Annotated in this window: 14 protein-coding genes; 11 read left to right on the top strand and 3 right to left on the bottom strand. The window is 44.0% G+C overall.

Features of this window, described 5'->3' with window-relative positions; genetic code table 11:
• The first annotated feature begins 178 nt into the window (after positions 1 to 178).
• The 4 genes from BLV90_RS13445 to BLV90_RS13430 all read left to right on the top strand — a co-directional run bounded on the left by BLV90_RS13445 (position 179) and on the right by BLV90_RS13430 (position 4,189).
• A complete protein-coding gene (locus tag BLV90_RS13445) occupies positions 179 to 1,003 on the top strand; it encodes an inositol monophosphatase family protein (RefSeq protein ID WP_245726361.1) in 825 nt (274 codons plus the stop codon).
• A 27-nt stretch (positions 1,004 to 1,030) separates the two neighbouring features.
• Positions 1,031 to 2,446: a dipeptidase PepV gene (pepV, locus tag BLV90_RS13440; RefSeq protein WP_177168072.1), complete on the top strand. Its 1,416-nt coding sequence runs from the start codon at positions 1,031 to 1,033 to the stop codon at positions 2,444 to 2,446.
• Positions 2,447 to 2,705: 259 nt separating this feature from the next.
• Positions 2,706 to 3,587, top strand: coding sequence for an alpha/beta fold hydrolase (locus tag BLV90_RS13435; RefSeq protein ID WP_091742079.1), 882 nt, complete (start codon positions 2,706 to 2,708; stop codon positions 3,585 to 3,587).
• The gene (locus tag BLV90_RS13430; RefSeq protein ID WP_177168068.1) at positions 3,584 to 4,189 is read left to right on the top strand and encodes a histidine phosphatase family protein; all 606 of its coding nucleotides are present in this window, start codon (positions 3,584 to 3,586) and stop codon (positions 4,187 to 4,189) included. Before BLV90_RS13435 ends, BLV90_RS13430 begins: the two co-directional genes overlap by 4 nt.
• A 176-nt stretch (positions 4,190 to 4,365) precedes the next feature.
• On the opposite strand, the gene BLV90_RS13425 is transcribed toward BLV90_RS13430, so the two are convergent.
• Positions 4,366 to 5,256 (bottom strand): AraC family transcriptional regulator, encoded by an 891-nt coding sequence (locus BLV90_RS13425; protein WP_091742073.1) that lies wholly within the window; start codon positions 5,254 to 5,256, stop codon positions 4,366 to 4,368.
• Between the two features lie 618 nt (positions 5,257 to 5,874).
• On the opposite strand from BLV90_RS13425, the gene tnpB reads away from it, so the two are divergent.
• The 3 genes from tnpB (at position 5,875) to BLV90_RS13410 (ending at position 9,719) form a co-directional block, all read left to right on the top strand.
• On the top strand, positions 5,875 to 7,005 hold the full coding sequence (gene tnpB, locus BLV90_RS13420) for an IS200/IS605 family element RNA-guided endonuclease TnpB (protein ID WP_091742070.1): 1,131 nt from the start codon (positions 5,875 to 5,877) through the stop codon (positions 7,003 to 7,005).
• A 135-nt stretch (positions 7,006 to 7,140) separates the two neighbouring features.
• On the top strand, positions 7,141 to 8,286 hold the full coding sequence (locus BLV90_RS13415; protein ID WP_245726360.1) for a HesA/MoeB/ThiF family protein: 1,146 nt from the start codon (positions 7,141 to 7,143) through the stop codon (positions 8,284 to 8,286).
• A 185-nt stretch (positions 8,287 to 8,471) separates the two neighbouring features.
• Positions 8,472 to 9,719 (top strand): MFS transporter, encoded by a 1,248-nt coding sequence (locus tag BLV90_RS13410; RefSeq protein WP_177168067.1) that lies wholly within the window; start codon positions 8,472 to 8,474, stop codon positions 9,717 to 9,719.
• Here the strand turns inward: BLV90_RS13410 and BLV90_RS13405 are convergent.
• Positions 9,711 to 10,544 (bottom strand): isocitrate lyase/PEP mutase family protein, encoded by an 834-nt coding sequence (locus BLV90_RS13405; protein ID WP_091742064.1) that lies wholly within the window; start codon positions 10,542 to 10,544, stop codon positions 9,711 to 9,713. The two genes, BLV90_RS13410 and BLV90_RS13405, sit on opposite strands and share 9 nt — an antisense overlap.
• Before the next feature lie 252 nt (positions 10,545 to 10,796).
• On the opposite strand from BLV90_RS13405, the gene BLV90_RS13400 reads away from it, so the two are divergent.
• A complete protein-coding gene (locus BLV90_RS13400; RefSeq protein ID WP_091742061.1) occupies positions 10,797 to 11,840 on the top strand; it encodes a serine hydrolase domain-containing protein in 1,044 nt (347 codons plus the stop codon).
• A 132-nt stretch (positions 11,841 to 11,972) separates the two neighbouring features.
• Here the strand turns inward: BLV90_RS13400 and BLV90_RS13395 are convergent, their stop codons facing one another.
• Positions 11,973 to 12,980 (bottom strand): fatty acid desaturase family protein, encoded by a 1,008-nt coding sequence (locus BLV90_RS13395; RefSeq protein ID WP_091742058.1) that lies wholly within the window; start codon positions 12,978 to 12,980, stop codon positions 11,973 to 11,975.
• Between the two features lie 1,057 nt (positions 12,981 to 14,037).
• Here BLV90_RS13395 and BLV90_RS13390 point away from each other — a divergent pair.
• The 3 genes from BLV90_RS13390 to BLV90_RS13380 are packed head-to-tail and all read left to right on the top strand — an operon-like array spanning position 14,038 to position 24,791.
• Positions 14,038 to 14,760, top strand: a complete 723-nt coding sequence (locus tag BLV90_RS13390; RefSeq protein ID WP_091742055.1) for a thioesterase II family protein — start codon at positions 14,038 to 14,040, stop codon at positions 14,758 to 14,760.
• A 12-nt stretch (positions 14,761 to 14,772) separates the two neighbouring features.
• Entirely contained in the window at positions 14,773 to 20,526 is a 5,754-nt protein-coding gene (locus tag BLV90_RS13385) for a non-ribosomal peptide synthetase (RefSeq protein ID WP_091742052.1), read from the top strand.
• A complete protein-coding gene (locus BLV90_RS13380) occupies positions 20,523 to 24,791 on the top strand; it encodes a type I polyketide synthase (protein WP_091742049.1) in 4,269 nt (1,422 codons plus the stop codon). The genes BLV90_RS13385 and BLV90_RS13380 overlap by 4 nt, the downstream gene beginning before the upstream one ends.
• Positions 24,792 to 24,813: the final 22 nt, after the last annotated feature.

The following is a 24,813-nucleotide window of genomic DNA, read 5'->3' as shown; positions in this document are numbered from 1 at the left end:
GAAGGCTCCTTTCTACGAAGAAAAGGGTTTCTCTTCGTTTTCGATACGAATCGATAGACTCCTCTTTTTCACTTTTTTCGGACTGAGGGCTCACTTTAGAATAACCATGGTTTCAGCTTTGCCATTTAAAAATGGTATAGTAAGAAGGTCAATCTCATCATGGCACGGAGGGGTTATTGTGAAGGAATTACAGACAGCCATCGATGCAGCTCGTCAAGCCGGATCTAAGATTCGTGAAAAGGCGGCGGTTGCCAAAAGAATCGATGTAAAATCATCAGCCCATGATCTAGTGACTGAGGTGGATAAAGAGGCGGAATCCATCATCCGCGAGATCATCACCTCTCGTCATCCGGATCATATGATCCTGGGTGAAGAGAGCGTGGATGCGGGAGCTGTTGCAGCTAAAGAAGCGTTGGAAAAGCATCGAAAACATGAAGATCTATGGATTGTCGATCCTATCGATGGAACGACAAACTTTATCCATGGATTTCCCTTTTTTTGCGTTTCTATCGCCTATGCGGTTAGGCAGGAGGTCGTCCTTGGAGTGATTTATAATCCGATGACAGATGAACTGTTTACAGCCGAGAAAGGAAAGGGCGCATGGTTGAATGATGAACCAATCCAGGTATCCACCGAGGCGACTTTGGCTGAAAGTTTATTAGCCTCTGGATTTCCTTCAGGGGACCCTGCTGGAATGAGGCAGATAAACACCGATGGGATATTAAAATTATCTCCCCAGGTACGAAATATCCGTGCAGGAGGATCAGCGGCATTACACTTAGCATATGTTGCCGCTGGGCGACTCACAGGTTTCTGGGAATTGGATTTAAATGCTTGGGATTTAGCGGCAGGTGCATTACTTGTAATGGAAGCGGGTGGCAAAGCAACGGATACAATCGGTGGAAGCTATGAGATTGGTGTCCGCCATATCTTGGCGACCAACGGGCAGGTTCACACTGAGGTGCAACAAGCCTTAGCTGCAGTTGGTGCAACAGGTTTTTAAAGGGATAGGCCTACATAGGAGGAGAGAATAATGGGGATTAATTGGTTAGAAGAAACAGAAAAACGACGGGATCAACTACTGCAGCAATTGACAGAGCTATGTTCCATTGAAAGTGTTTTGGATGATTCAACAGCGAGCCCTGGTGCTCCCTTTGGAGAGAAAATCTCAGAAGCATTAAACTATATGCTAGATCTAGGGGATAAAGCTGGCTTTACCACAAAAAGTGTGGATGGCTATGCAGGTCACATTGAGATGGGAGGAGGCGAGGAATTGGTCGGCGTTTTGGCCCATTTGGACGTGGTACCGGTCGGAGATGGTTGGATCTCTCCTCCATTTGAACCCGAAGTGCGTGAAGGGAATTTTTATGCTCGTGGAGCCCAGGATGATAAGGGTCCGGCTATGGCTGCTTTTGTTGCCATGCAGATGGTTAAGGAGTTGGGTCTCCCCTTAAGCAAAAAGGTTCGTTTGATCCTGGGTACGGATGAGGAATCTCACTGGCGGGATATGGATTATTATTTTGCCCGGGAAAAAATGCCGGACATGGGCTTTACGCCGGATGCAGACTTCCCTATTATCACTGCGGAAAAAGGCATGATCGACTTAACCTTAACTGGTAAAGTAGAGCCTGGTGAAGCGCCAGTAGCGGGGTGGTTACTCCAATCCTTTGAAGCAGGGCAACGTTTCAACATGGTACCTGATTTAGCACGGGCACAATTGCAGGGAGATGGGGATGTTTTTGAACTGAAGGAGAAGTATCAAGATTTTCTGTTATCCAATCGGATTCAGGGATATGCTGAGGAATCCAACGACCACCTTACCCTGGTCCTCGAAGGAAAAGCCCATCATGGATCAGAGCCGGATGGGGGGTTAAATGCCGCGTTACGGCTTGCTGAGTTTCTGGATACAGCAACATTAGACCCAACAGGAAGTAAGTACATACGTTTTATCAGCGAAAAATTATGTGAAGGCTTTAAAGGGGAGAAGTTGAACCTTGCGCAAAGTGATGAACGGGTAGGTCCATTGACGGTAAATGGAGGGATCTTCCGTTACGAAGCAGCTGGGGAACAAGGTGTTGGGTTAAATATCCGTTACCCGATTTCGGGGGAACTTGCGCAAATCCGTCAGCAGATGGAAACTGAAGTAGAGCCCTTTGGATTTACCGTAGAAGTGGTGGATCATAAACAGGGACACTTCGTTGATGAGGAGCATGTCCTTGTCCGTACTCTCGCTCGCGTATATGAGGAACAAACGGGAGAAAAAGGTGAGACACTGGCGATTGGCGGTGCAACCTATGCTCGTGCCCTTGAAACAGGTGTGGTCTTTGGCCCGGGTTTCCCAGGCCGTGAAGATACTGCTCATCAACGGAATGAATATATCGTAGTGGAGGATCTAGTAAAAGCCACTGCGTTGTATGCCCAGGCGATCTACGAATTGGCGAAGTGATCGTAGGCGACGATTCTTAACCATTCGTATAAGATGAACTTATAAAGAAGGTTGGCGGCTCAGCAATGGAGTCACCAACCTTTTTTGTAGGAAGACTAAGTACTGCCATATTGGATCATCCATCTTGAGACGCTTTTCTGCAAGGATGTCCAAAAGAAAATATAATTGCAGAAAATTTCCAAATGTAGTAACCTGTCCTTGGATAACTTTATAAATATTATTTATAAAAAAATAACATCCTCTAAAGGAGAGCTTACTTATGAAGAAACCATTTCATTATTGCACCACAGACCATACGATCCTCCATGGAACGATTCATAGTGAGGAAGGGGAACCACTGATTTTTCTTCACTATATGGGAGGAAATGAAGCGATTTGGAACGGTGTGATCCCTTTTTTCATTGAGAATTATCGTGTGATTACGATTAATTTGCGTGGACACGGATATTCTGAGGATCGGGGTAAAGGGTACGACTTTGATACATTAGCTGAGGATATAGCATTGGGATTAGATCACCTAGGGATCACCGCTGCTCATTTCGTGGGGAGCTCCCTGGGCGCTTACGTAGCAACTTCCTTTGCTGCCCGATGGCCTGAGCGTTGCCTCTCCCTTGTTAATTCTGAAGGAGCTTTGCAAAATGATACGGGCCCAGGTGGAAAGTTTACAGAGTCAAAGGAAGAACGAATGGCCAAGTTAGGAAGCAGAAGCGAGACTACATACTCCTCCAAAGAAGCTTATATTCAGCATCTTAAAGCTGTATGGTTACCCTGGAGTGAGGTGAAGGAGAGAACTTTAGAGGGGCTTGAGGTAGATCAACGAGAAGACGGTAGAGTCGCAACGAAACCATCACACAATTCTTCGATGCAACTGTTGGAACACTTATTTAACGTTCAGTTAGAGGATTGGTATACCAATGTTCAATGTCCAGTTCTCTTTCTTCCAGCAGAGGTAGAAGGAGATCTTGAGGGGAAGCTTACTTTTATCAAAGATAAGCTGGAACCGATTCTCACCATCAGTAAAACCGAAGTAATCCCGGGCACTACCCATGCGATGATGTTTGATCATTATGAAGAGATGAGCCATGCGATTCTGTCATTTCATAAAGAAATGACTAGTTTATCAGGAGAGTTGAAAAATTGACAGAACTCTATCTTTTACGTCATGGAGAGACCGAGTGGAATAAAGAACAGCGATTTCAGGGGAGGCTTGATTCACCTCTCACCGACAGAGGGATTCGGCAGGCTGAAGCGATAGGCAACTATTTATCTACTACTTCCTTTGATCGTATAATCACAAGTACGAGTGAACGAACATTTACTACTGCCCAGATAGTTCGAGGAAATCGTTCCATCCCGATTGATAACGATCCCATATGGTTGAAGATGTCCTTTGAAGAGTGGGAAGGGATGAAACATGATCGTATAAAAGAAAAATGGCCGAACCAATGGGATTCATTCTGGAATGATCCCATCTCCTATCAGCCCCAAGGGAATGGGGAGAGTTTCTCTGAGGTAAGGCTCCGCGCTGCAAAGGGAATACAACGTTTGTTGGTAGAGTGCTCAAATCAGTGTATCTTGCTAGTGAGCCATACGGTGACCATCAAATCAATTATTGCCTGTGTGGAAAAACGAACACCTTCCCAATTATGGAACCCTCCTTATTTACATCCCACCTCTCTTTTGAAGGTCGATCTAGAGAAAGATAGAGTGGAACTTTTGCAGACATCCCATGTAAATGAATGAAGTAAGAGGGTAAAAGTAAACATTTGAATATATGATCTATCATTTAGAAAGGACGGACAATTTGTCCGTCCTTTCTAAATGATAAAGGGTTCATTTAACATCTCCTAAATCATCTGAAGTATATGTTGAGAAACGATACATGTTAGTAATTAGAGTGCTCAAGCGCGTACCTCAAATTACGATTTTTCGATGTCAGTTCTTTTCGAAACAGGAATCCATATCTCACTCTTAAAGGAAGAAGAGGTGGTATCTTTATTCTCATTCCACAAGATTTCAGGACCTTCGGTTTGTTCATAGGTAGAGGAGGGGAACCATTCGGAGTATATGCGACCCCAAACATTTTGCAAGGTATCTGGAAAAGGCCCAACAGCTTCAAATACAGCCCAAGTAGAGTCAGGGACCTCAAGTTCTACGAAGGTTGGGGGGCATTCCTTCGTTGTAGCAACACCGATATAGTGATCCAGCTCCCCTTTTTCCTCCATGCGACCTTCAGAAAAATTGGTAGATACATTAAGGAGTCCAGGTGGTGAACCATTTGAAAGCTTTTTTAGTTGATGGATCATCTCTTTATTGAGTCTTTTCCACATCCCAGCGATCTCTGGGTTCACCCCTTTAAATACGATGGGTACTCTTTTCTTGATACCGATTATATGAAAGGCGCCTTTCTCTTCCAAACGATAGTTCATTTCTTCTCCTCCTTGTATTGTCAACTGAAAGGTCATACGCGGATAGGCTTTCAATGTTTGGCTAGTTGTTCTCGCTTCTGATGGTGTAATCCCATGTAAGCTTTGAAAGGCTCTAGCAAAGGAATCAGGTGAACTGTAACCATACTTCAATGCAACATCGATCACTCGTACTTTGCTTTGGTTTAATTCGGATGCGGCCAATGTAAGGCGTCTGCGACGAATGTACTCGGACAATGTGATTCCTGAGAGGAAGGAAAACATACGTTTAAAATGATACTCCGAGCAACAAGAAAGCCTAGCTATTTTTTGATAGTCGATTTCATCGGTTAGATGATCTTCAATATAGGTTAATGCTCCATTCATACTTTGCAGTAAATCCAAGGGTATGACCTCCCGTCTGATATAAAATTAACATGGATAAAATCGTTCGACCCGACAATGGAGAATTCAAATAAGTCGGGTAAATGGTGTTTTTTGATGATTGTTAAAGGAGAGCGGCGGTAGTACTCAATGGGTTTACCGTTACACTAGATGAAAAATAGGTAGCTGCATGATTTGTAAACACTCATATATTATGGAAAAACATCCATTAAGATCGATTGGGCGAGATAATGGGAAATTTATTTTGCCAAATAGCTTATTTCGAATTTGACCAATTTTTATTTAATTCATATAATTCTCATATCCTAGTAAGGAGGTGATTCGCTCATGATGATCAAAGTAGAAAAAGGCGCAAGCTTGGCTGGCGTAGTGGTTGCTCTTCCAGGCTAATAAGCAATATGAGTTAATACATGAAAACACACCGCAAATCTCCTGGCTATTGCCACGGAGATTTGCGGCACGTATTAATAAAGAGATACAGAACCTTATAGATTGCGAACTAGAAAACCCAGCCCTTCAGGGTTGGGATGAAAGTGAGCGTTAAACGAGAGAGGGCCCCCTCCCCTCTCGCAAGTTCAACCATCCCCCTATATAATTGGATATAGGGGAGGTGAACTTATGCATAAAGCGTTTAAATTTCGTTTGTATCCAACGAAGGAACAAGCGATTCTCATTAACAAATCCATTGGATGTAGCCGGTTTGTATTTAACCAATTCTTAGCGAAGTGGAATGAAAGCTACGACCAGACAGGCAAAGGTCTTACCTATGAAAGGTGTTCCGCCCAATTGACTTCCTTGAAAAAAGAGGTCGATTGGTTGCGGGAAATCGATTCTACTTCGCTTCAGAACACCTTGAAACACCTAGCGGATTCTTTCTCGCGCTTCTTCAAAAAGCAGAATGACCGTCCTCGATTCAAAAGTAAGCGAAACCGTGTCCAATCCTACACGAGTCAGTGCAACCATCCGAAAAAGGGGAAACCCACAATCGAGGTAGTAGCCAATCGGATCAAACTTCCGAAACTCGGATGGGTGAAGGTTGCAAAATCTCGTGAAGTAGAAGGGCGGATTCTATCCGCAACTGTCAGGCGCAATCCCGTGGGCAAGTACTTTGTATCGGTCTTGTCCGAGATCCATCAATGTCCCTATGTGCCCGTAAGCAAAGAAAAGGCCATCGGTGTCGATCTCGGGTTAAAGGACTTTGCGATTCTGACCGATGGAACGAAGATCAAACCATCCCGGTACTTCCGGCAATATGAAAAGAAGGTAGCGAAAGCGCAGAGGATCATGAGCCGACGAACGAAAGGCGGTTCCAATTGGCACAAAGCCCGGATGAAGGTTGCTTGTATCCATGAGAAGATTGTAAACGCTCGCCATGACTTCCTACATAAGCTGTCTTCCAAGCTGATTCGTGAAAACCAAACGATCTGCATCGAAGACCTCTGTGTAAAAAACATGGTGAAGAATCATAAGCTAGCCAAATCCATCACCGATGCCTCCTGGTCGGAGTTTGTCGCCATGCTGAGCTATAAGGCAACCTGGCATGGAAGAAACGTGGTGAAAATCGGGAAACAGTTTCCTTCCAGTCAGCTATGCTCCTCCTGTGGCTATCGCAACAAGGATGTAAAAAACCTCAACCTTCGGGCTTGGACATGTCCCAGGTGTGGTTCCCATCATGACCGAGATATCAATGCATCCAAAAACATCTTGCAAGAAGGACTTCGCGTATTTGCGGTCGGGCAGACCGTCTAAGCTTGGATAGGATCCCGTCAGTAGATGGGAGCTCCCAAGAATCCCACTGCTTTAGCTGTGTGAGTGTCAAGGCTTAGATGATTCTGATGTCCTTGTTATTACATAAGGGGCAATCCATATAACTGGAGGAAAACCATGAAGCCTACTATGAAACCTAAGTTTAAAGAGACAATCCCTGTGTTTTGTTGGGGGAATGAGATACAGATTGGTGAAGAGGATGGATTAGCTGGGATCATTCCTGACCCAAGTGGGAGCATCACGCTCTTGGTACAATCAATGAATGGGAAGAACACGGTGGATGAACTGGTTCAGATTGTCCAGAAGGACTTTCCTGAGATTCCACGAGAAGATATTTTTACCTCGATTCAAGCTTTGGATAACGAAGGATACATTGAAGATGCATCGATTGAGCCTACTAGTCTGAAGGAATATGATCTCGAAAGATACAAAGCAAATATCAATTTCTTCTCGTTGTTTACTTCTCTGGAAGAAAGTAAGTATGAAATACAAGAGAAGATTAATAACTGTAAAATCTCCTTACTCGGTGTTGGAGGGTTGGGAAGTCAGATCCTCTATCATCTGGCAGCGCTAGGCTTCCACAATATCCGTGCCCTTGATTTTGATCGTCTCGAACTGAGTAACTTTAATCGCCAATTGCTTTACTCGGAAGCAGATGTGGGTCAATTAAAAACGGAAATGGCGCTCAAGAGAATCAATCAGTTTAATCCCAATGTGAACCTTTCGATTACCAATTGTAAGATTGGGAAGCCCGAAGAGGTATATGATCATATCAAAGAGACAGAGTATGTCGTATGTGTAGCGGATAAACCGACACTATATATCCAAAACTGGGTAAATGAAGCGATTGTTAAAGCGGGGCTACCGATGGTATCTGGTGGCGTCTTGAATACCCGTGGGCGATTTTACAGCATGATTCCGGGTGAAACAGGCTGTGTACAATGTCATGTTGACTCTAAAAAAGTAGCGGATGATCAGTTTGAGCGGCAGTTGAAGTTTATGGAGGGAATGGACTTCCAGCGCAACAATGCGGCGATTAGTCCCAATGTTGCCATCTTAGCGGGTGCGATGGTGAATGAGTTATTGAAGATTGTTACAGGGTTTCCTGCGCCGATAGCGTTAGGGAAAATCATGGAGGTTAATTTCTTTACCCTTCAAACGAAGGAAATCTCTAGCTGGGAGAAAAACTCAACCTGCCCGGTTTGTCACTCTGCTCGCAGTTTTCGTGATAAAGTATCCTTAGAAGCTTCTTCTCTATCATAAGGTATAGAAACGAAAGTGTTCTCTGGGGAGAACACCCTTGAGGTCAGTAAGTAAATTGAGGGGTAGGCTCTATCTAAGCATGGTGATATAGGTAAGTTGAGTGGGTTAGAGCATTCCTAGTCTAAGGACAGGAGTGTTGATTATCTCTGACCCACTTTCTTATTCCTTGTAAAGGAGCTATGTGGATGAAGATTCCTGTGGTACTGAAAAATAAGAATTATGTGAAGCTATTGGCTGGGATGTCCATCAGTAAATTGGGAGATTCCTTTTTTTTGATCGCACTTCCCCTTCTCGTGTATGAATTAACAAAATCCCCTAGTTTAATGGCCTTCGGTTACGTGTTAGAGATTTTGCCAATGGTCTTATTCAGCCTTTTTGGTGGCGCCTTAGCTGATCAAATGAGCAAGAAAAAGATTATGGTGATCGGAGATATCACCTCTTCTTTATTGATCGTTACTGTACCTCTGGCCTACAGCTTTGGTGTGCTTGAAGTGTGGATGGTTTATGTGGTGATTTTTTGTATAGCCAGCGTGAGTGCTTTTTACCACCCGTGCTTTGAATCGGTTGTACCTGAAGTGCTACAGAACGACAACCTGGTTCAGGGAAATTCACTGTTTAAATTTGTTGAGACGATTACCACATTTACCGGACCCTCGATTGCGGGGGTGATGGTCGCTTTGTTGGGTACGGCGAATGTGTTGTATGTAGATAGTTTATCCTTTGTGTTATCGGCGATGTTTGTGTCTATGGTCACTTTACATAAGGTGGAGAAAAAATCGGGAATGCCCGCGATTGTTCAACCGATCAAGGAAGGTCTTCGCTATGTATTTCGAACGAAGATCATCTGGCTAGGCACCCTCTTTATCTTTCTGATTAATGTGGGTTATGGAGCGGTGGAAGCACTGTTTATGTTTTATTTAAAAGGGCATCTAAAGTTACCAGCTCCTGAGATCGGGATCATATTTTCGTGTCAGATGGCGGGCTCATTCCTTGCCATCTATCTAGCGAATCGGATGAAACACATCCCACGTGGTAATTTGATGATCTATGCAGGATTCGCCATCGGGGTTGGGCAAGTGATGTTGGTAGTTTCGCAGTCCTTTGTGATTGGTCTCGTGCTTTGCAGAATGGTGATCCTCGGTTCTACTACACTACTTGCGATTAATTGGTTTACCTTGCGACAAGAGGTCGTCCCTAAAGAATTACTCGGTCGTGTAATAAGCTCCACTCGGATGGTGTCCTTTTTAGCGGTACCCTTTAGTGGAATGATTGCAGGAGTGACTGCTGAGTACGTGAGTGTAGGGGTGGTCTTCTTAACATCAGGGATCTTTGTTTTGTTTTTCTCTCTGATCACGTTACGAACGATGTTGCATAAACGAATAGGAAAAACGGATGAGCCCTTTTCAAGGAAAGGAGAGGTGGGATCACTCTGATAGGTGGTTCAATTCGCTATAGGGCATGGGATCAGTTAGGGTGTGATAGGTACCCTGACTGGCGATTTCATCTGCGATGGCTTCGATATGAGTAAAGATTCTACGGATGGGTCCTGAACCAAAACTGACGCGGGAGACTCCCCATTGCTCCAATTCTGAAATACAAGGGGAATGTGGGCCAGCTAAGATGTTGATAGGTCCGTTAATCATGGAGACAAAGGTCTGGATGGTTGCTGGATCGCTCACACTCGGAATGAAAATGGAGTCAGCACCGGCTCTAAGGTAGGTGTTTGCTCGTTGGATTGTTTGTTCTTGCCGGATGCTTGGTTCACCGATTTGTGACCAATAGGTATCGATCCGTGCATTAATGACCAGAGGGATATCCAGTGTATCCGCTAATTGCCGGATCGCGCGGATTTTTTCCGACTGGCTTTCTATTTTTTCTAGGGTATGGTTAGGAAGACCATCTTCAATGTTGATCCCCACTACACCACATTCGATGATGGTACGGACGGTATCCAGTACTTCTGCGTAAGTGCTACCATATCCATTGACAATATCAGCAGTTACGGGGATAGCAAGATGATCGGTGATTCGTTTGGTTGTTTCCATCAATAAATGTTTAGGTACATACTCTCCATCAGGGTAGCCGAGGGAGGCAGCGATCCCTGCGCTAGTCGTACCTACCGCAGCAAAACCTTTTCGTTCATAAATTTTTGCACTGGCGACATCCCAAGCATTGGGGAGGACGAGGATGGTTGGGTCAAGATGTAATTGGCTGAAGGCACTCGCTTTATCCTTCTGTCCTTGCAAAGTGGTTCCCATAGTGCTCCTCCTTGGATGTAAGCGTCTATTATGGGACGCTATTTATTGTTTTTTTCTTCTTGTTTAGCGGTGGATTTCCTCTTTTGGGCAACTTGTATCTATTGGGAAGGTGAAGGGTTCAGTGGATTTTCAGAGTGATGAGAAGAATTTGCGTACTCGTATTCTTCTGATATATTAGTAATAAAGTGTTTATTTATTATTTGTGGATTGTATTAAGGGGAGCTGAAAAATAGAAAGAGAGGTTGTGGAGAAATGAATCTAAAAAATAAAGTGGAAGATATTATTCGCAAACACTATCAAGCTCAGGCGTTCTCTGGTTCGATATTGGTTCGGGATCATGAGCAGTTTTTTGCAAGTGGGTATGGATTTGCCAACCGCAGTGAGCAAATTAGTAATACAGAGCGGACAAGGTTTGGAATGGCATCGGGGTGCAAAATATTTGCAGCGGTGGCGATTTGCCAATTGGTTGAGCAAGGAAAGCTAACCTTCGATACATACCTGAAGGATTGTGTAGGCGTGTCCTTTCAACAGTTCCACGATGATATAACGATCCACCAACTGTTAACCCATACTTCAGGGGCCCCTGATTATTTTGATGAGGAAATCATGGATGATTTTGAGGAATTGTGGGTAGCTACACCGATGTATTCCATTCAATGTCCTGGGGATTTCCTTCCGATGTTTAAGGATCAGCCAATGAAATTTAACCCAGGGGAGAAGTTTTCATATAGTAATGCAGGGTTTATTTTACTAGGGTTGATTGTTGAACAAGTGACAGGAACTCCCTTTACGCAGTATGTTGAAGAGAATATCTTCCGCGTGAGTGGGATGGATGATTCGGGATACTATCGGTTGGATCAATTGCCAGCACGAACAGCGCTCGGTTATATCGACGATGAAGAGAATCAATCCTGGAAAACCAATATCTACTCGGTTCCGATCAAAGGGGGTCCTGATGGAGGCGCCTTTACAACTGTGCGAGATCTGGAGAAGTTCTGGAATGCCCTTACTCAACATCAGTTGATGGGAGAAAAAGTGACGAAACAGATGTTGACACCCCATGTCCATAGCAATGATCAGGTGTATTATGGTTATGGGGTTTGGATGTTGAAGAGAGAAGATAAGGTATTTAAGTATCTGGTGTTTGGTAGTGATCCGGGAGTAAGGTTACGATCCACCTATTATACGAAGTCGAAGGCGCAAGCTCATATCCTAGCCAATGTGGATGTGGGATTGCTACCGATTGCCAAATCGATTGATGAAATGGTGGATAGTGAACAGGTTCGGAACGGATGAATGAATGTCAATTTGACAAATAATTTAGTCACCCTATGATGTTTTAAATGACCTAAGCCTGGTAACCCCGGGCTTAGGTCATTTAAATGGGTTTGGAACGGTTGATAATGGAACGGTGTGTAACGATGTAATTTAATTGGATTTTTTCATCTTGTTCCAAAAGGGAATACGCCCTTGAACATCATCGATCACAGAGGAGAAACCCGGGGCGAGGGAGAGGAAGAACCCCGTACAATGATGGGCTTTTTGATACTCGGGATCTTCCATAAGAAGCAGATGGGCTTTCTTGATGTTATAGTGAGGAACGGCTGGGAAGAGATGATGAACTAAGTGGAAAGAATTCCGATGGGGGTGGATTAATTTACGTTCGAACCAATTTCCAAAGGAATTTCTGGAAGCAAATAATTCATTATCAGATTCCAGTCCAGCATGTTCAGCCATCTCAGCCCAGTATTTAATAATCTGTAAGGTTGTGAAAAAGGGCACAAACCAGAAGAGAATGAACTCTAACCAAAAATCAAATACGATGGATGCGGTAATAATCAATGTCCAGTAGGTAACGCGGATCACTACATCAAAACGAGGTTCATCCTTTGCATACATGGTTACTTTTAGCATGCCCATTAAATAGATAGGAAGGTGAATTAAGAATAAGGGGCGTAGGCAGTGGCGAAGTAAAAATTGAATACGACTGGTAGGTGGTGTATCTAAGCCGACCAACTGATATCTTTGAAAGTCTGGATCCATTTCACTCCACAAATATTTGTGATGGACCATATGTCCCTTACGATAAGCATGGTGGGAGATCAGGATGGGGAAAGCGGCGAAAAAGCTTGCTACCCACTTGTTTAGTTTGCGATTTTTAAAGAGCATATGATGGCTCGATTCATGCATCATGATATCCAACCCACGCATGCGACTACCAATGATCGTAATCGTTAATAGATAGACCCAAATAGAAGGATATAGATAGTACATACCGATCGCTGAGGCAATGATGAGCCAATCGAGTCCAATGGCAAAAAAATTGTACCAGTTATTACGCTGTTGCAACTGACGGATCTTTTTCACTATCACCGGGGAAAAATGATATTTTTGCATTTCTTGATGTGAATGTAATTGGTTTATGGACGTATTCATGGGAAGCACTCCCTCTTCCTCTATCAATTAATTAGTGTGCCTATAAATCACTGACTGTTATAAATTCAGATAGCGAAGGATTGATTATTATTCAGAATAGTCAGAAGAGATAGCTGATATATTGATCTTAGTTTTGTAATCCCTCCTTTAGGAGCATGCAAATCGAGTTTCACACACGAAAATAACCATCTCATAATAGGATCATGGGAACATAGCGTCATGTAATCTAATTTTCATAGCATGATAGGGTCAAAAGAAAGGTGTTCAAGTGATAGAGGAACATGCACGCTACACAAAAAAGAAGCGAGGGTAACAATCACGCGATTGATCGGGAAGCTGGAAGAATAGTAGGTGAACTTGATCAGGCCGACGGTTGAAATAAGCGACTGTTGTAGGAGTATAAGTATTCTTAATTGACAGGCAGTTATCAGTCCTCCTGTAAAATAGTGAAAATTAACTACCATCATAATACACCATTAATGTTAATTAACATAGATGTATTTATTAAGTTTCAAAAAATAAATGGTGTCATTTTATTGAATAGGATCCTTAGCAATCTATTCGCCTCAGTCAGGCCGTATAATCTCTGGATTTTGTGAAGTTACTTGAGATCCCATCACATGATGAATTTTGTAATTTAAGGGTGGCATTCCACATTCGAGATAGGTTATGATGATGGAGTCCAGTAATTGAAATATAGATTTCTACACACGGTGTTGAATAACAAGTCAACGCGTGATGAATCTACTAACTACCTCACTGTTCTGATTTTTTCACAATCAGAATCCCTCCGTATTCCAAAGCCCTACTTCCCTTCTGGGGCAGCACATCTACTTATTAAAGATAGAACGATATGAAATATGTATAGATCAGACATGGATTCATTCATCGAAATGTTTCAAATTACTTGTTAATATGGCTTGTTCATTGTAGTTCTGTCTATGTAAATATAATCCTCTCTATAAAAAATAAACCATGTGCATCGGGTTATCCAGTCGTGAAAAAAATCGAAGAGCAACTTAGTAAACTTGTGATATGAGAATGTGAGGGATGTTTGATGACTAAACAAGTTCTATTCTGCTTTCCCTATGCTGGGGGAGCCGCATCGGTCTATGCAAAGTGGCGAAAACACTTACTTCATGGGATTGAATGTTATCCGGTAGAGTATGCAGGCAGGGGAAAACGATGGAGTGAGCCATTCTATCAACAGATGGATGATGCGACAGAGGACTTATTTCATCAGTTGAAGCACACGATTGGATCAGCAAATTACTCTTTTTTTGGTCATAGTATGGGGGGGTTGATCGCCTATGAACTTTGTAAAAAAGTGATAAGGGAAGGATACCAACCACCTGCCCATCTATATCTTTCAGGTGTAAAGGCTCCTGATCAGCCACGTGATCGCTCCATCCATCACCTACCAGATGATGCTTTTAAAAAAGAGATTCAAGAATTGAAGGGGACACCCCAAGAAGTTCTTGATAATCAGGATTTATTCAGCATTTTTTCTCCGATTCTACGAGCGGACTTTCGATTAGTTGAAGAGTATCGATTCATAAAAGAAGAGTCTAAAGTACCTTCTCCGATAATCGGCCTATACGGAGAAGAGGACGATGTGGATGAAGAAGCGATAAAAAAATGGCGTGAGTATACAACGAGTCATTTTCATGTGTGGGGTTATCCAGGAGGTCATTTTTTTATCAATGATCATTATGAAGAACTTGCGAGGACGATTAGTGAAGAAATCGGACACCGAAATGATCGAGTCGGTCATCGGTAAGAGGAGGTTCTCATGGATACTACGACTTTGCCGTCAACGGAGGTAACGAAAGAAGAGCAGTTTTGGCTCAATAAGTTGTCAGCGGATATGAGTATGGGTAGCTTTGTGCTACATGAGCGAAAAACGGGAGTAAATCCTGCAGAGATCCATCAATTTCAGTACTCGCTTCCTGAGGAGCTATCCCGGGAAATCAGTGCTTTGGGTAGAGGTTCAGAGTATGGAATTTTCATTATTCTGGTCAGTGGAATTCAGTATCTGCTTTCTATCTATACAAGAAATCAAGACGTATCTTTGGGAATACCCGTACTACAGTCGAAATCAGGCGTATCATTTCAAGATCATCCCCTGATTATTAGGCAATATCTGCGGAGTGAGCTTACCTTTAAGGAGCTGCTCCTCGAGGTACAACAAAATATTGTTGAAGCGAATAAACATCAAAGAGTCTCCTACGATCAATTGAGCAAGTTGTTGGAAAAGGATTCATCGACACCGCCTTCGTTAAGTCCGCGCACGATGGTGGCGATGCAAAATATCCAGAATATCGATTTTGAGTACCCTTCTTATGCGGATACGATCTTTCAATTTAATGTGATCGGTGAACAGATAGAATGCAAGGTGTCTTTTAAGGATCAAAGGAAACATGAGCAGTTACGCCGAGTACTTGATCAACTAAATCAAGTGCTCCTCTCTGGAGTTCGTAACCCTACTGGTCTACTCTCTGAGATTAGTATGTTATCCGAAGAGGAAAAAGATCGAGTCCTCTACCAATTTAACGACACGGCTACTGAGCCGCCAGAAACCAGATTCGTGGTTGAATTATTTGAGGGACAAGTAGTTAAGACGCCAGATGAGATTGCGGTAGGCTTTAAGGATCAACAAGTGAGCTACAAGGAATTGAACAGGAAGGTCAATCGTATTGCTCACCGGTTAGTGGAAGAGGGTGTCGGCGAAGGATCGATTGTAGGCATCCTAGTGGAACGGTCTCTTGAAATGCCTGTTGGCTTTTTAGGAATTGTGAAATCGGGGGGAGCATACCTGTCGATTGATCCCAATTACCCAACAGAGCGGATTGATTATCTATTAACCAATTCCAATGTAGAGATATTATTGAAAACGGGCGATATCCACTATGACGCTCCTGGGCACATTCATACCATCGATATCGATAAGGTTCTAGCTAAGGAAGCTAATTCACCATCGATGGAGGAGAATCTTGGTCTGACCTATGCGGCTGACGGTCTGATGTACATCCTATTTACATCAGGAACCACAGGTGAACCAAAGGCAGCGATGCTGAAGAGAAATTCCTTTGTGAATTTACTCACGTGGTATATTCGTGAAGTTGACATGGAAAATGTGTTGATGATGGCTCCGATGAGCTTCGATACTGCCCATAAAAACCTATTTGCGCCTCTTATCTCAGGGGGGTGTCTAAGGATTATTGACCCTGGGATCTATGACTATCATAAGATTTCTGATGATATTATTAATCATCAAATTACTACGTTAAATTGTGCACCCAGCGCCTTTTATCCGTTGTTGGATTATAATAAAAAATCAAATTATATAAAACTTTCCTCCTTGAAGAATGTGGTATTGGGTGGAGAATCGTTGAACACCAAGAAGCTACAACCATGGATTTTATCGACGAACTGTCACTGTGAAATGTTTAATACTTATGGTCCTACAGAGTGTACAGATATCACTACATTCTACAAAGTTAGCCATGAAGAGATTAGAGCACTCAATCCTGTTTCCATTGGGAAGCCAATCCCCCATGTGGAAGTTTATATGGTAGATTCCAATATGAATCCACTCCCTGTAGGCGTAATGGGGGAACTATGTGTCAGTGGAATTAGTTTGGGGCGTGGCTACTACAAAGCTCAAGCAAGAACAGCGAGTAAGTTTGTGAATCTTTCTACTATCTATGAGAAAAAGGTGTATAAGACAGGGGATCTTGCACGTTGGTTACCAGATGGCACGATTGAGTATATCGGTAGAATCGATCACCAAACCAAAATCAGAGGCTTCCGAGTGGAGTTAGGTGAGATTGAGACGTGTATGGTGAAGCACCCGGATGTGGAGGAAGTTGTTGTCATCAGTCTGGAGGACTCGATTGGAACCCAAACATTGAGTGCCTATTTTGTGGCGGATGTGTCTGTGCCCATCCAACAACTGCGGAGCTTTCTAGCCGAGCGATTACCAGAGTATATGGTTCCAGGTTACATCACTCAGTTGGATCAAATGCCATTGACTCAGAATGGGAAAATCAATCGAAAAAAGCTACCTACTACGAATCTAGGTGCGACAGCAAGCGCTACATTTGTTGCACCCGAAAATGAAATAGAACAACGGATTGCGCAAATATGGGCTGAAGTGCTTGAAGTTAAGAAGGTTGGTTTGGATGATGACTTCTTTCAGCTAGGTGGTCACTCGTTAAAGGCCGCTGCAATCCTATTAAAGGTGAACGATCAATTAGAGACGAGCCTACATCTAAGCGAAATCTTTCGTCAGCCAACAGTGAGAGAGCTAGCCCTGCTAGTTTCTCAGCGACAGGAACTAGGAAACCAATCCATCCACCCCACGGAGCAAAGAGAATATTATCCGGTCTCCTCTCAACAGAAGCGGCTGTTTATTCTGTGGCAACTAGAAGAAAATTCTGTCGCCTACAACCTACCCACTGCGACGATGATTGAAGGGAACTTGAATCGAGAAAAGTTATCCGAGGCGATTCAACGGTTGATGGAACACCATGAATCTCTCCGCACTTCCTTTGCTTTTGCAGAGGGTGAATTAGTTCAGCGGATTCATCCCCATATGGAGAACATCGTTGATTTTGCTGAAGTGAAAGAGGAAGAACTAGAAGACCATGTACAGCGCTTTATTCAACCATTTGATCTGGAGCATGCTCCATTATTCCGCGTAAAGGTACTCCAGGTGGATCATAAAAAACACTTGTTACTGACGGATGCTCACCATATTATTTTCGACGGCATTTCGATGGAATTAGTGATGAGAGAGTTTATTCGTCACTATGATGGGGATCATCCTGTAAGCCCAACCTTGCAGTATCGTGACTATGCGGTATGGCAACAGAGGATGAATCAAAGTGAACTTTTTAAAAAGAACGAAGCCTATTGGTTAGAGGTATTTAAAAACGACGTACCCGTGTTGCAGTTAAATACCGATTTCCCTCGCCAACCTTCCCAGCATTTTATGGGCGACCGCGTCTCTATCGAAACGAGTGCTGAGTTAACATCCCGTTTGCGAAGCTTGGCTGCTACACATGGAACCACTCTCTATATGGTGTTGCTCTCTGCCTTCAATACCCTATTGTACAAGTATACAGGTCAAGAGGATATTGCCATTGGTTCGCCGGTTTCAGGGAGAAACCGACCCGGTTTGGAAGCGTTAATGGGCATGTTCGTCAACACCGTCGTGATGAGAAATTTCCCAAGAGGGGATCAGTCCTTTAATCAATTACTAGCTGAGGTTAAAGAGAACACCCTTAATGCCCTTGACCATGAGGATTATCCCTTTGAATTGTTGGTGGATCAATTGGGTGTGCAACGGAACACGGAGCGAAATCCGTTGTTTGATGTTTTATTTACCCTGGAGAATGAGCCGAGTGTGATCGATACTGGAGAGCTCTCCTTTCATAAACACTCTCTGGAAACAGGGATGACACAGTTTGATCTATCCATTCATGCCTTTGAAAATAAAGAATCAATCTCCTTTGACTTTCAGTATCGGACAGCACTTTTTGTGCAGGAAACGATGGATCGCATGGCGGAGCAGTTTATTCAGTTACTGGATGCGGTGAGTAGCAAAGGGGATATCCTTTTGCGGGAGGTCCGATTCCTGCCAAAGCAAGAAGAGAAAAAGATTCTTATCGACTTTAATACGACAGCAGGGGATGTTCTCGATCAGCAGATCCTTCCTGATTTGTTTGCAGAGCAAGTAAAACGTACACCTACTTCGTTAGCACTTAGTTATGGAGGAGAAGAGTTAACCTATGTGGAGTTGGATAAGCGTGCCAATCAGCTGGCTCGCTACTTAAGAAGAAAAGGGGTAGACAAAAAGTCGATTGTAGCGATTGTTGCAGAGCCATCACTAGAGATGGTTATCGGAGTATGGGCAGTCTTAAAATCGGGTGGTGCCTATTTACCCATCGACCCTGATTTTCCTGAGGGTAGGGTCGACTACATTTTACAAGACAGTGGCTGTAAACACGTACTGATGCAGTCTCAGTTTACCAGTCGTTTCACCCTGGAACAGGAAGTGCTTGATTTTGCGGATGAAGAGATCGTTCAGGAGGATGGTTCTCCTCTTCAGCTAGAAAATAGCCCAGAGGATTTGGCCTATGTGATCTATACCTCGGGGACGACAGGTCGACCAAAGGGTGTCATGGTTGAACACAGGCAAATTGTTAATCAGTTGTTAGGGCTAATTACTACATTGGAATTTGATGCATCCTTCAGCCATCTGCTATTGGCTAAATTCACCTTTGATGTTTCGGTGCAACAATTGCTCCTCCCCTTCTTATCGGGTGGTCAACTCTTTATTCCGGAGAAAGAGACAACAGTCGATCCTAAAAGATTATGGTCGTTTATTGAAGAGAATCAGGTAGATGTGATGGGGGCTGTACCTGCCCATATGAATGCCTTGTTAGCTAATCTTGATACACGCCCTCGCTTACGTACCATCATGTTAGCTGGGGAAGCGTTTACAACGAAGCTATACGATCAATTGCAGGCATCGATACAGGCAGAGAAGATCGTCAATCTATATGGACCCACGGAAGCAACTATCTATGCAACCTGTTACATCTGTGATGGAGTCGTACAAGGAACAAGCCTACCGATTGGGAAGCCCTTGACCAATTATAAGGCTTATATCCTGAATCCAGCGCTTCATCCTGTTCCCATCGGTGTGACGGGAGAGCTATGGATCGGTGGAGCGGGAGTAGCACGTGGATATCGTAATCGATTGGAGCTAACTCAGGAGCGATTTATGGAAAATCCCTTTGCTCCGGGGGAGAGGATGTATCGCACAGGTGATCTTGTAAGGTGGTTACCCGATGGAAAGATCCAGTATATCGGTAGAGAGGATCATCAGGTAAAGATCAAAGGCGTACGAATTGAACCCAATGAGATCAACGTTCATCTTGTCAAACACCCTCGGGTGACAGACGCCGTCGTCATTCCCAAAAGTACACCTGATGGGGACTTGTATTTGTGTGCTTATGTGGTGACGGATGAGAGGATGATGATTGCTGAGTTGCGATCTTTTTTAGAGGAAATCGTTCCTCACTATATGATCCCAGCTCATTTTGTAAGGCTGGATCAGCTCCCGTTAACCTCAAGCGATAAAGTCGATATCAAACAGTTGCAGGAGAAGACGGACGATCAGTATATGTCCCAAGGTACCAACTATACCGAACCAGTTACTCCTTTAGAAAAAGCCATCGCATCGATTTGGCAACAAATCCTTGGTGTAAAACAGGTAGGTTTACACGATCATTTCTTTGATCTTGGCGGAAACTCTCTCACGGTGATACAGGTGAGTAATCGCTTGCGAGAAGAGCTGAACATCGAGATGCCCGTAGTAGCCTTGTTCCGATATACCACTATCTACTCCCTTGCAAAGCAATTACAAGGGGATTCACGGGAAGGGACAAGAGAAGCGGCGGATCGAAGTCAGGTGATGAAGGAGTCTAAGAATCGCTTAAAACAGAGAATGAAAAAAAAGCGGGGATTAAAATGACTAGTACAAGTAATGGTTTGGAGATCGCTATTGTCGGTATGGCTTGTCGATTTCCTGGTGGTAGTCATATCGATGCTTTCTGGGAAAATCTCAAAAATGGAGTTGAGTCGGTCACTCACTTTTCTGATGAGGAACTGCGAGATGCGGGTATCGACTGGGAGACGATCCGGCATCCGGAGTACGTGAAGGCGGGCGGGGCAATTGCCGGAACCGAGTGGTTTGATCATCACTTATTTGGTTATTCCCCCCGTGAAGCAGAAGTGATGGACCCCCAGGTGAAAGTGCTCCATGAGTGTGCATGGGAGGCGCTGGAGCATAGTGGTTATGCTACCGATGAGATGGAGGAGCTAGTTGGGGTCTACATCGGTAGCGGAACGAATCTTTATTGGATGAACACGGTTTTCCAACATGCTGGTGATTTTATGAGAGAAGCGTTGTTGCTCAATAGTTCCCAGTTTTTCAGTACACGCCTTTCTCATCAATTAAATTTAAAGGGCCCCAGTTATACCGTACAAACGGCTTGTTCTTCGTCGTTAGTCGCAGTACATTTGGCGGCTCAGGCGCTATTGAGTGGGGATTGTGATATGGCTTTAGCGGGTGGGGTTTCAATCACCCTCCCAGAAAAGCGAGGCTATTTTTATCAAGAGGGGATGATTATGTCCCCAGATGGTCACTGCCGTCCTTTTGATGCTGGCGCAAAGGGGACCGTCAATGGAAATGGAGCAGGGGTGGTTGTCCTCAAGCGACTAGAGGATGCGATAGCCGCTGGGGATAACATCTATGCGGTAGTAAAGGGAACAGCGATCAATAATGATGGAGCGGATAAAATCAGCTTCACTGCCCCTAGTGTGGATGGTCAAGCGGAAGCGATTAGAGCGGCTCATCAGATGGCAGAGGTAGAGCCGGAAAGCATCTCCTACGTAGAAACCCATGGTACAGGCACGGTATTAGGCGATCCAATTGAGGTTGAGGGTCTTAAAGTAGCCTTTCATACAAATAAGCGCAACTACTGTGCGCTTGGATCTGTGAAAGCAAACATTGGCCATCTAGATAATGCGGCAGGGATTGCCGGGTTTATAAAAACGGCTCTTTCCTTGAAGCATCGATTAATCCCCTCAAGTATTAACTTTGAACAACCCAATGAGAAAATCGACTTTGCCAATAGTCCTTTTTATGTGAATACACAATTGCAGGAATGGAGGCCGTCATCCTCTCCATTACGAGCTGGGGTAAGTTCCTTTGGTATAGGGGGGACGAACGCCCATGCTATTTTGGAGGAAGCCCCTGATCGAGGAGAATCCGATCCAGGAAGAAGCGATCATGTGTTGGCACTCTCTGCCCAATCAAAAAAATCCCTGGATGAACAGGGAAAGCGGCTACTTACTTATTTGGAACAACATCCCGATGTAAACATAGCAGATATCGCCTATACATTATTGATTGGTAGAAAGAAGTGCAGGTACAACCGAACCTGGGTGGTCTCGGATAGCAAAGAAGCAAAAGAACAATTATCCGCAAATCAGTTAACCAAGTCATCTCCCATTACTGTAGCAGGTAAGTCCAGCCAACCGATTACCTTTCTTTTTCCGGGGCAGGGGTCTCAATACCCAAATATGGGGCGGGATCTATACAGAGAAGAAAAGGTTTTTCGCGAGGAAGTGGATCGCTGTTGTGCTATTTTACAAAGAGTCCGCGGTGATGACTTTAAAGAGATCCTTTTTCCAACAAGGACAGAGGTAAGCGAGCAGGATCACATTCATCAGACGATGAATACTCAGCCCGCTGTTTTTATCTTTGAATATGCCTTGGCAAAAACCCTGATGTCATGGGGGATTCGCCCCGATCGTTTCATTGGACACAGTGTCGGTGAATATGTTGCTGCTTGTTTATCGGGTGTCCTCTCGTTAGAAAATGCACTCCGGTTTATATCCACCCGGGCAGAACTGATGCAGGGAGTAGCCCCTGGTAGCATGGTTAGCGTGATGGCGCCAAAGGATAACATACTTCCTCGCTTGAAGGGAAACCTCTCCCTCGCTGTAGAGAATGCACCTTCACTCTGTGTGGTTGCAGGTCCAGATAAGGAGATGGAGGAGCTACTCGACTCCTTTGCCCAAGAGGAAATCCAATATAAAAAATTGATCACTTCCCATGCTTTTCACTCTGCCATGATGGAGCCGATTCTTCACGCTTTTAGGGAAAAAGCGAAGACCATGGACTTTCATGAACCCAAGATTCCTTATATCTCAAACGTAACGGGGACATGGATCACTTCCGCAGATGCAACAGATCCAGAATATTGGGTGACACACCTACGTCAAACCGTACAATTCTCTCAAGGTGTCAAGGAACTATTGAAGGATACGAATCAGATTTTGCTGGAAGTAGGGCCTGGTCGTGGGTTAAGTACGTTGGTTAGACAACATCTACCTAAGCCCTCCACTCATCTCGTGGCTACCACCGTACCTACCAGCAAAGAAAAGGGCTCTGATTATCGCTTTTTGCTACAAAATATCGCAAAGCTTCATGCTTCTGGAGTGAAGGTAGACTGGATGCAGTTTTTCTCAGGGGAGAGACGTTTCCGTATCCCTTTGCCTACCTATCCCTTTGACCGACAGCTTTTTCGCATCCAACCACAGAGGGATGGGGTCAGTGACCGTAGATTAGAGAGTACCATTCCTTTGCCGCAGAAGGAGAGCACTGCCCTCAATAGCGGTTTTGAAGAGGAGATAGAAGGGCCTCCTTTAACAGCTACAGAACAAAAAATCATGGCCGCGTATCGGGAGGTCACAGGGGTACAACACATTAAACGGGAAGATGATTTTTTTGATCTGGGGGGTAGCTCCTTAACCGCAGTCAATGTCGTGGCACGTTTACAGAAGGAGTTTCACCTTTCGATCAATGACTTATTTGAATATCCTCGTCCGCTAGATCTTGCCGAACAGATCCAGGTGCGGAGTGATGGGCAACGGGTGAATAAAAATAAGCTAAAAACCTACCTCCATGCTTTACGTGAACGAATTGGCAGGGAAAGGGAGGCACAGCTCAATTTTGGTGAGGTCGCCCGGCTGTATAACAAGAAGAAACAAGTCTATCAGGAAAAAGATCTCACTCATCGGGTAACGTACTCCGATATTTTATTGACAGGAAGTACGGGGTATCTTGGCTCCTATTTGCTACGAGATTTACTACATCATACAGAAAGCTGCCTTCATCTGATTGTGCGCAGCGATGAGCAAGGAAAAGCAGAAGAGAGAGTCAAAGAAAAGTTAGCAGAGACTTTTGGCTCACGACTGCTGGAGAAAGAGAAGGAACGCATTTTTGTATACTGTGGTGACTTAACAAAGGCTGATTTAGGTTTGGACACCTCGGTATATCAGCGGTTGAGTGAAACCATCCAATGTGTGATGCATGCTGCGGCCAATGTTAGTCACTATGGGAAATATGAAGAATCCTATGTAGCCAATTCCCTGGCCACACAGCACTTGATCGATTTTGCTAGCGTGGGTAGAAGCAAGGATTTTAATCATATTTCTACCCTAGCAGTGGCTTCTGGTCAGATCGATGGGGAGCACGATCTCATGTACACAGAGTTTGATCATGATCTGGGACAAGTTATCGATAATCCCTATCCAAAAACTAAGCTAGACGCGGAAAAAATGCTGATGGAGGCACGGGGAAAAGGGTTGAAGGTGAATATTTTCCGGGTGGGGAATATCGCTTTTGACTCTACATCCGGGAAGTTTCAAAAAAACATAAAACAAAACGCGATCTACTCGATCATCCAATCCTATGTAAAAATCGGTTGGATTCCTGAGATGGAAAGAGACTTGGACTTTTCTTGTATCGATGATGTAAGCCAAGCGATAATCTCTCTATTTGATAAAGAAGAGATCCTCAATGAGACCCATCATATTTGTAACCCAGAGTTTATTAGTTTATCTGAACTGCTCACCTATCCTAGTTTAATGCTAGAGATGAAAAAGGTGGCCATCGATGAATTCATAGATTATGTCTTCGATGAAAAGAGAATCCAGCGTTATGAGTCAGACATCTACAACATTCAAGTACACAGTATCGGGGATGAAATTCCTGCTGTTGAAGAACTAAAAAACCATACGCTATTTCATATTCGTTCGGAAATAACGATGCTGTTGTTAGAGAAGATGAGCTTTCAGTGGAACCCCATCGATGAACCCGCTGCCCAAAAAATGATCCAACACTGCCGGGATGTCAATCTATTTGAGATGGAGAGGGTTCATCGGTGATTGCAAAGAAGGTGCGTACAGG

This window comes from Marininema mesophilum, from assembly GCF_900106775.1.
Classification (GTDB): domain Bacteria; phylum Bacillota; class Bacilli; order Thermoactinomycetales; family DSM-45169; genus Marininema; species Marininema mesophilum.
This window is presented reverse-complemented; position numbering and strand designations above follow the sequence as displayed.

Bases quoted from the DNA above. Each gene is read 5' to 3' on its own strand.
- BLV90_RS13415 (WP_245726360.1), top strand. From the start codon at position 7,141: ATGAAGCCTACTATGAAACCTAAGTTTAAAGAGACAATCCCTGTGTTT.
- BLV90_RS13435 (WP_091742079.1), top strand. From the start codon at position 2,706: ATGAAGAAACCATTTCATTATTGCACCACAGACCATACGATCCTCCAT.
- tnpB (WP_091742070.1), top strand. From the start codon at position 5,875: ATGCATAAAGCGTTTAAATTTCGTTTGTATCCAACGAAGGAACAAGCG.
- BLV90_RS13405 (WP_091742064.1), bottom strand. From the start codon at position 10,544: ATGGGAACCACTTTGCAAGGACAGAAGGATAAAGCGAGTGCCTTCAGC.
- BLV90_RS13410 (WP_177168067.1), top strand. From the start codon at position 8,472: ATGAAGATTCCTGTGGTACTGAAAAATAAGAATTATGTGAAGCTATTG.
- BLV90_RS13400 (WP_091742061.1), top strand. From the start codon at position 10,797: ATGAATCTAAAAAATAAAGTGGAAGATATTATTCGCAAACACTATCAA.
- BLV90_RS13395 (WP_091742058.1), bottom strand. From the start codon at position 12,980: ATGAATACGTCCATAAACCAATTACATTCACATCAAGAAATGCAAAAA.
- BLV90_RS13390 (WP_091742055.1), top strand. From the start codon at position 14,038: ATGACTAAACAAGTTCTATTCTGCTTTCCCTATGCTGGGGGAGCCGCA.
- BLV90_RS13380 (WP_091742049.1), top strand. From the start codon at position 20,523: ATGACTAGTACAAGTAATGGTTTGGAGATCGCTATTGTCGGTATGGCT.
- BLV90_RS13385 (WP_091742052.1), top strand. From the start codon at position 14,773: ATGGATACTACGACTTTGCCGTCAACGGAGGTAACGAAAGAAGAGCAG.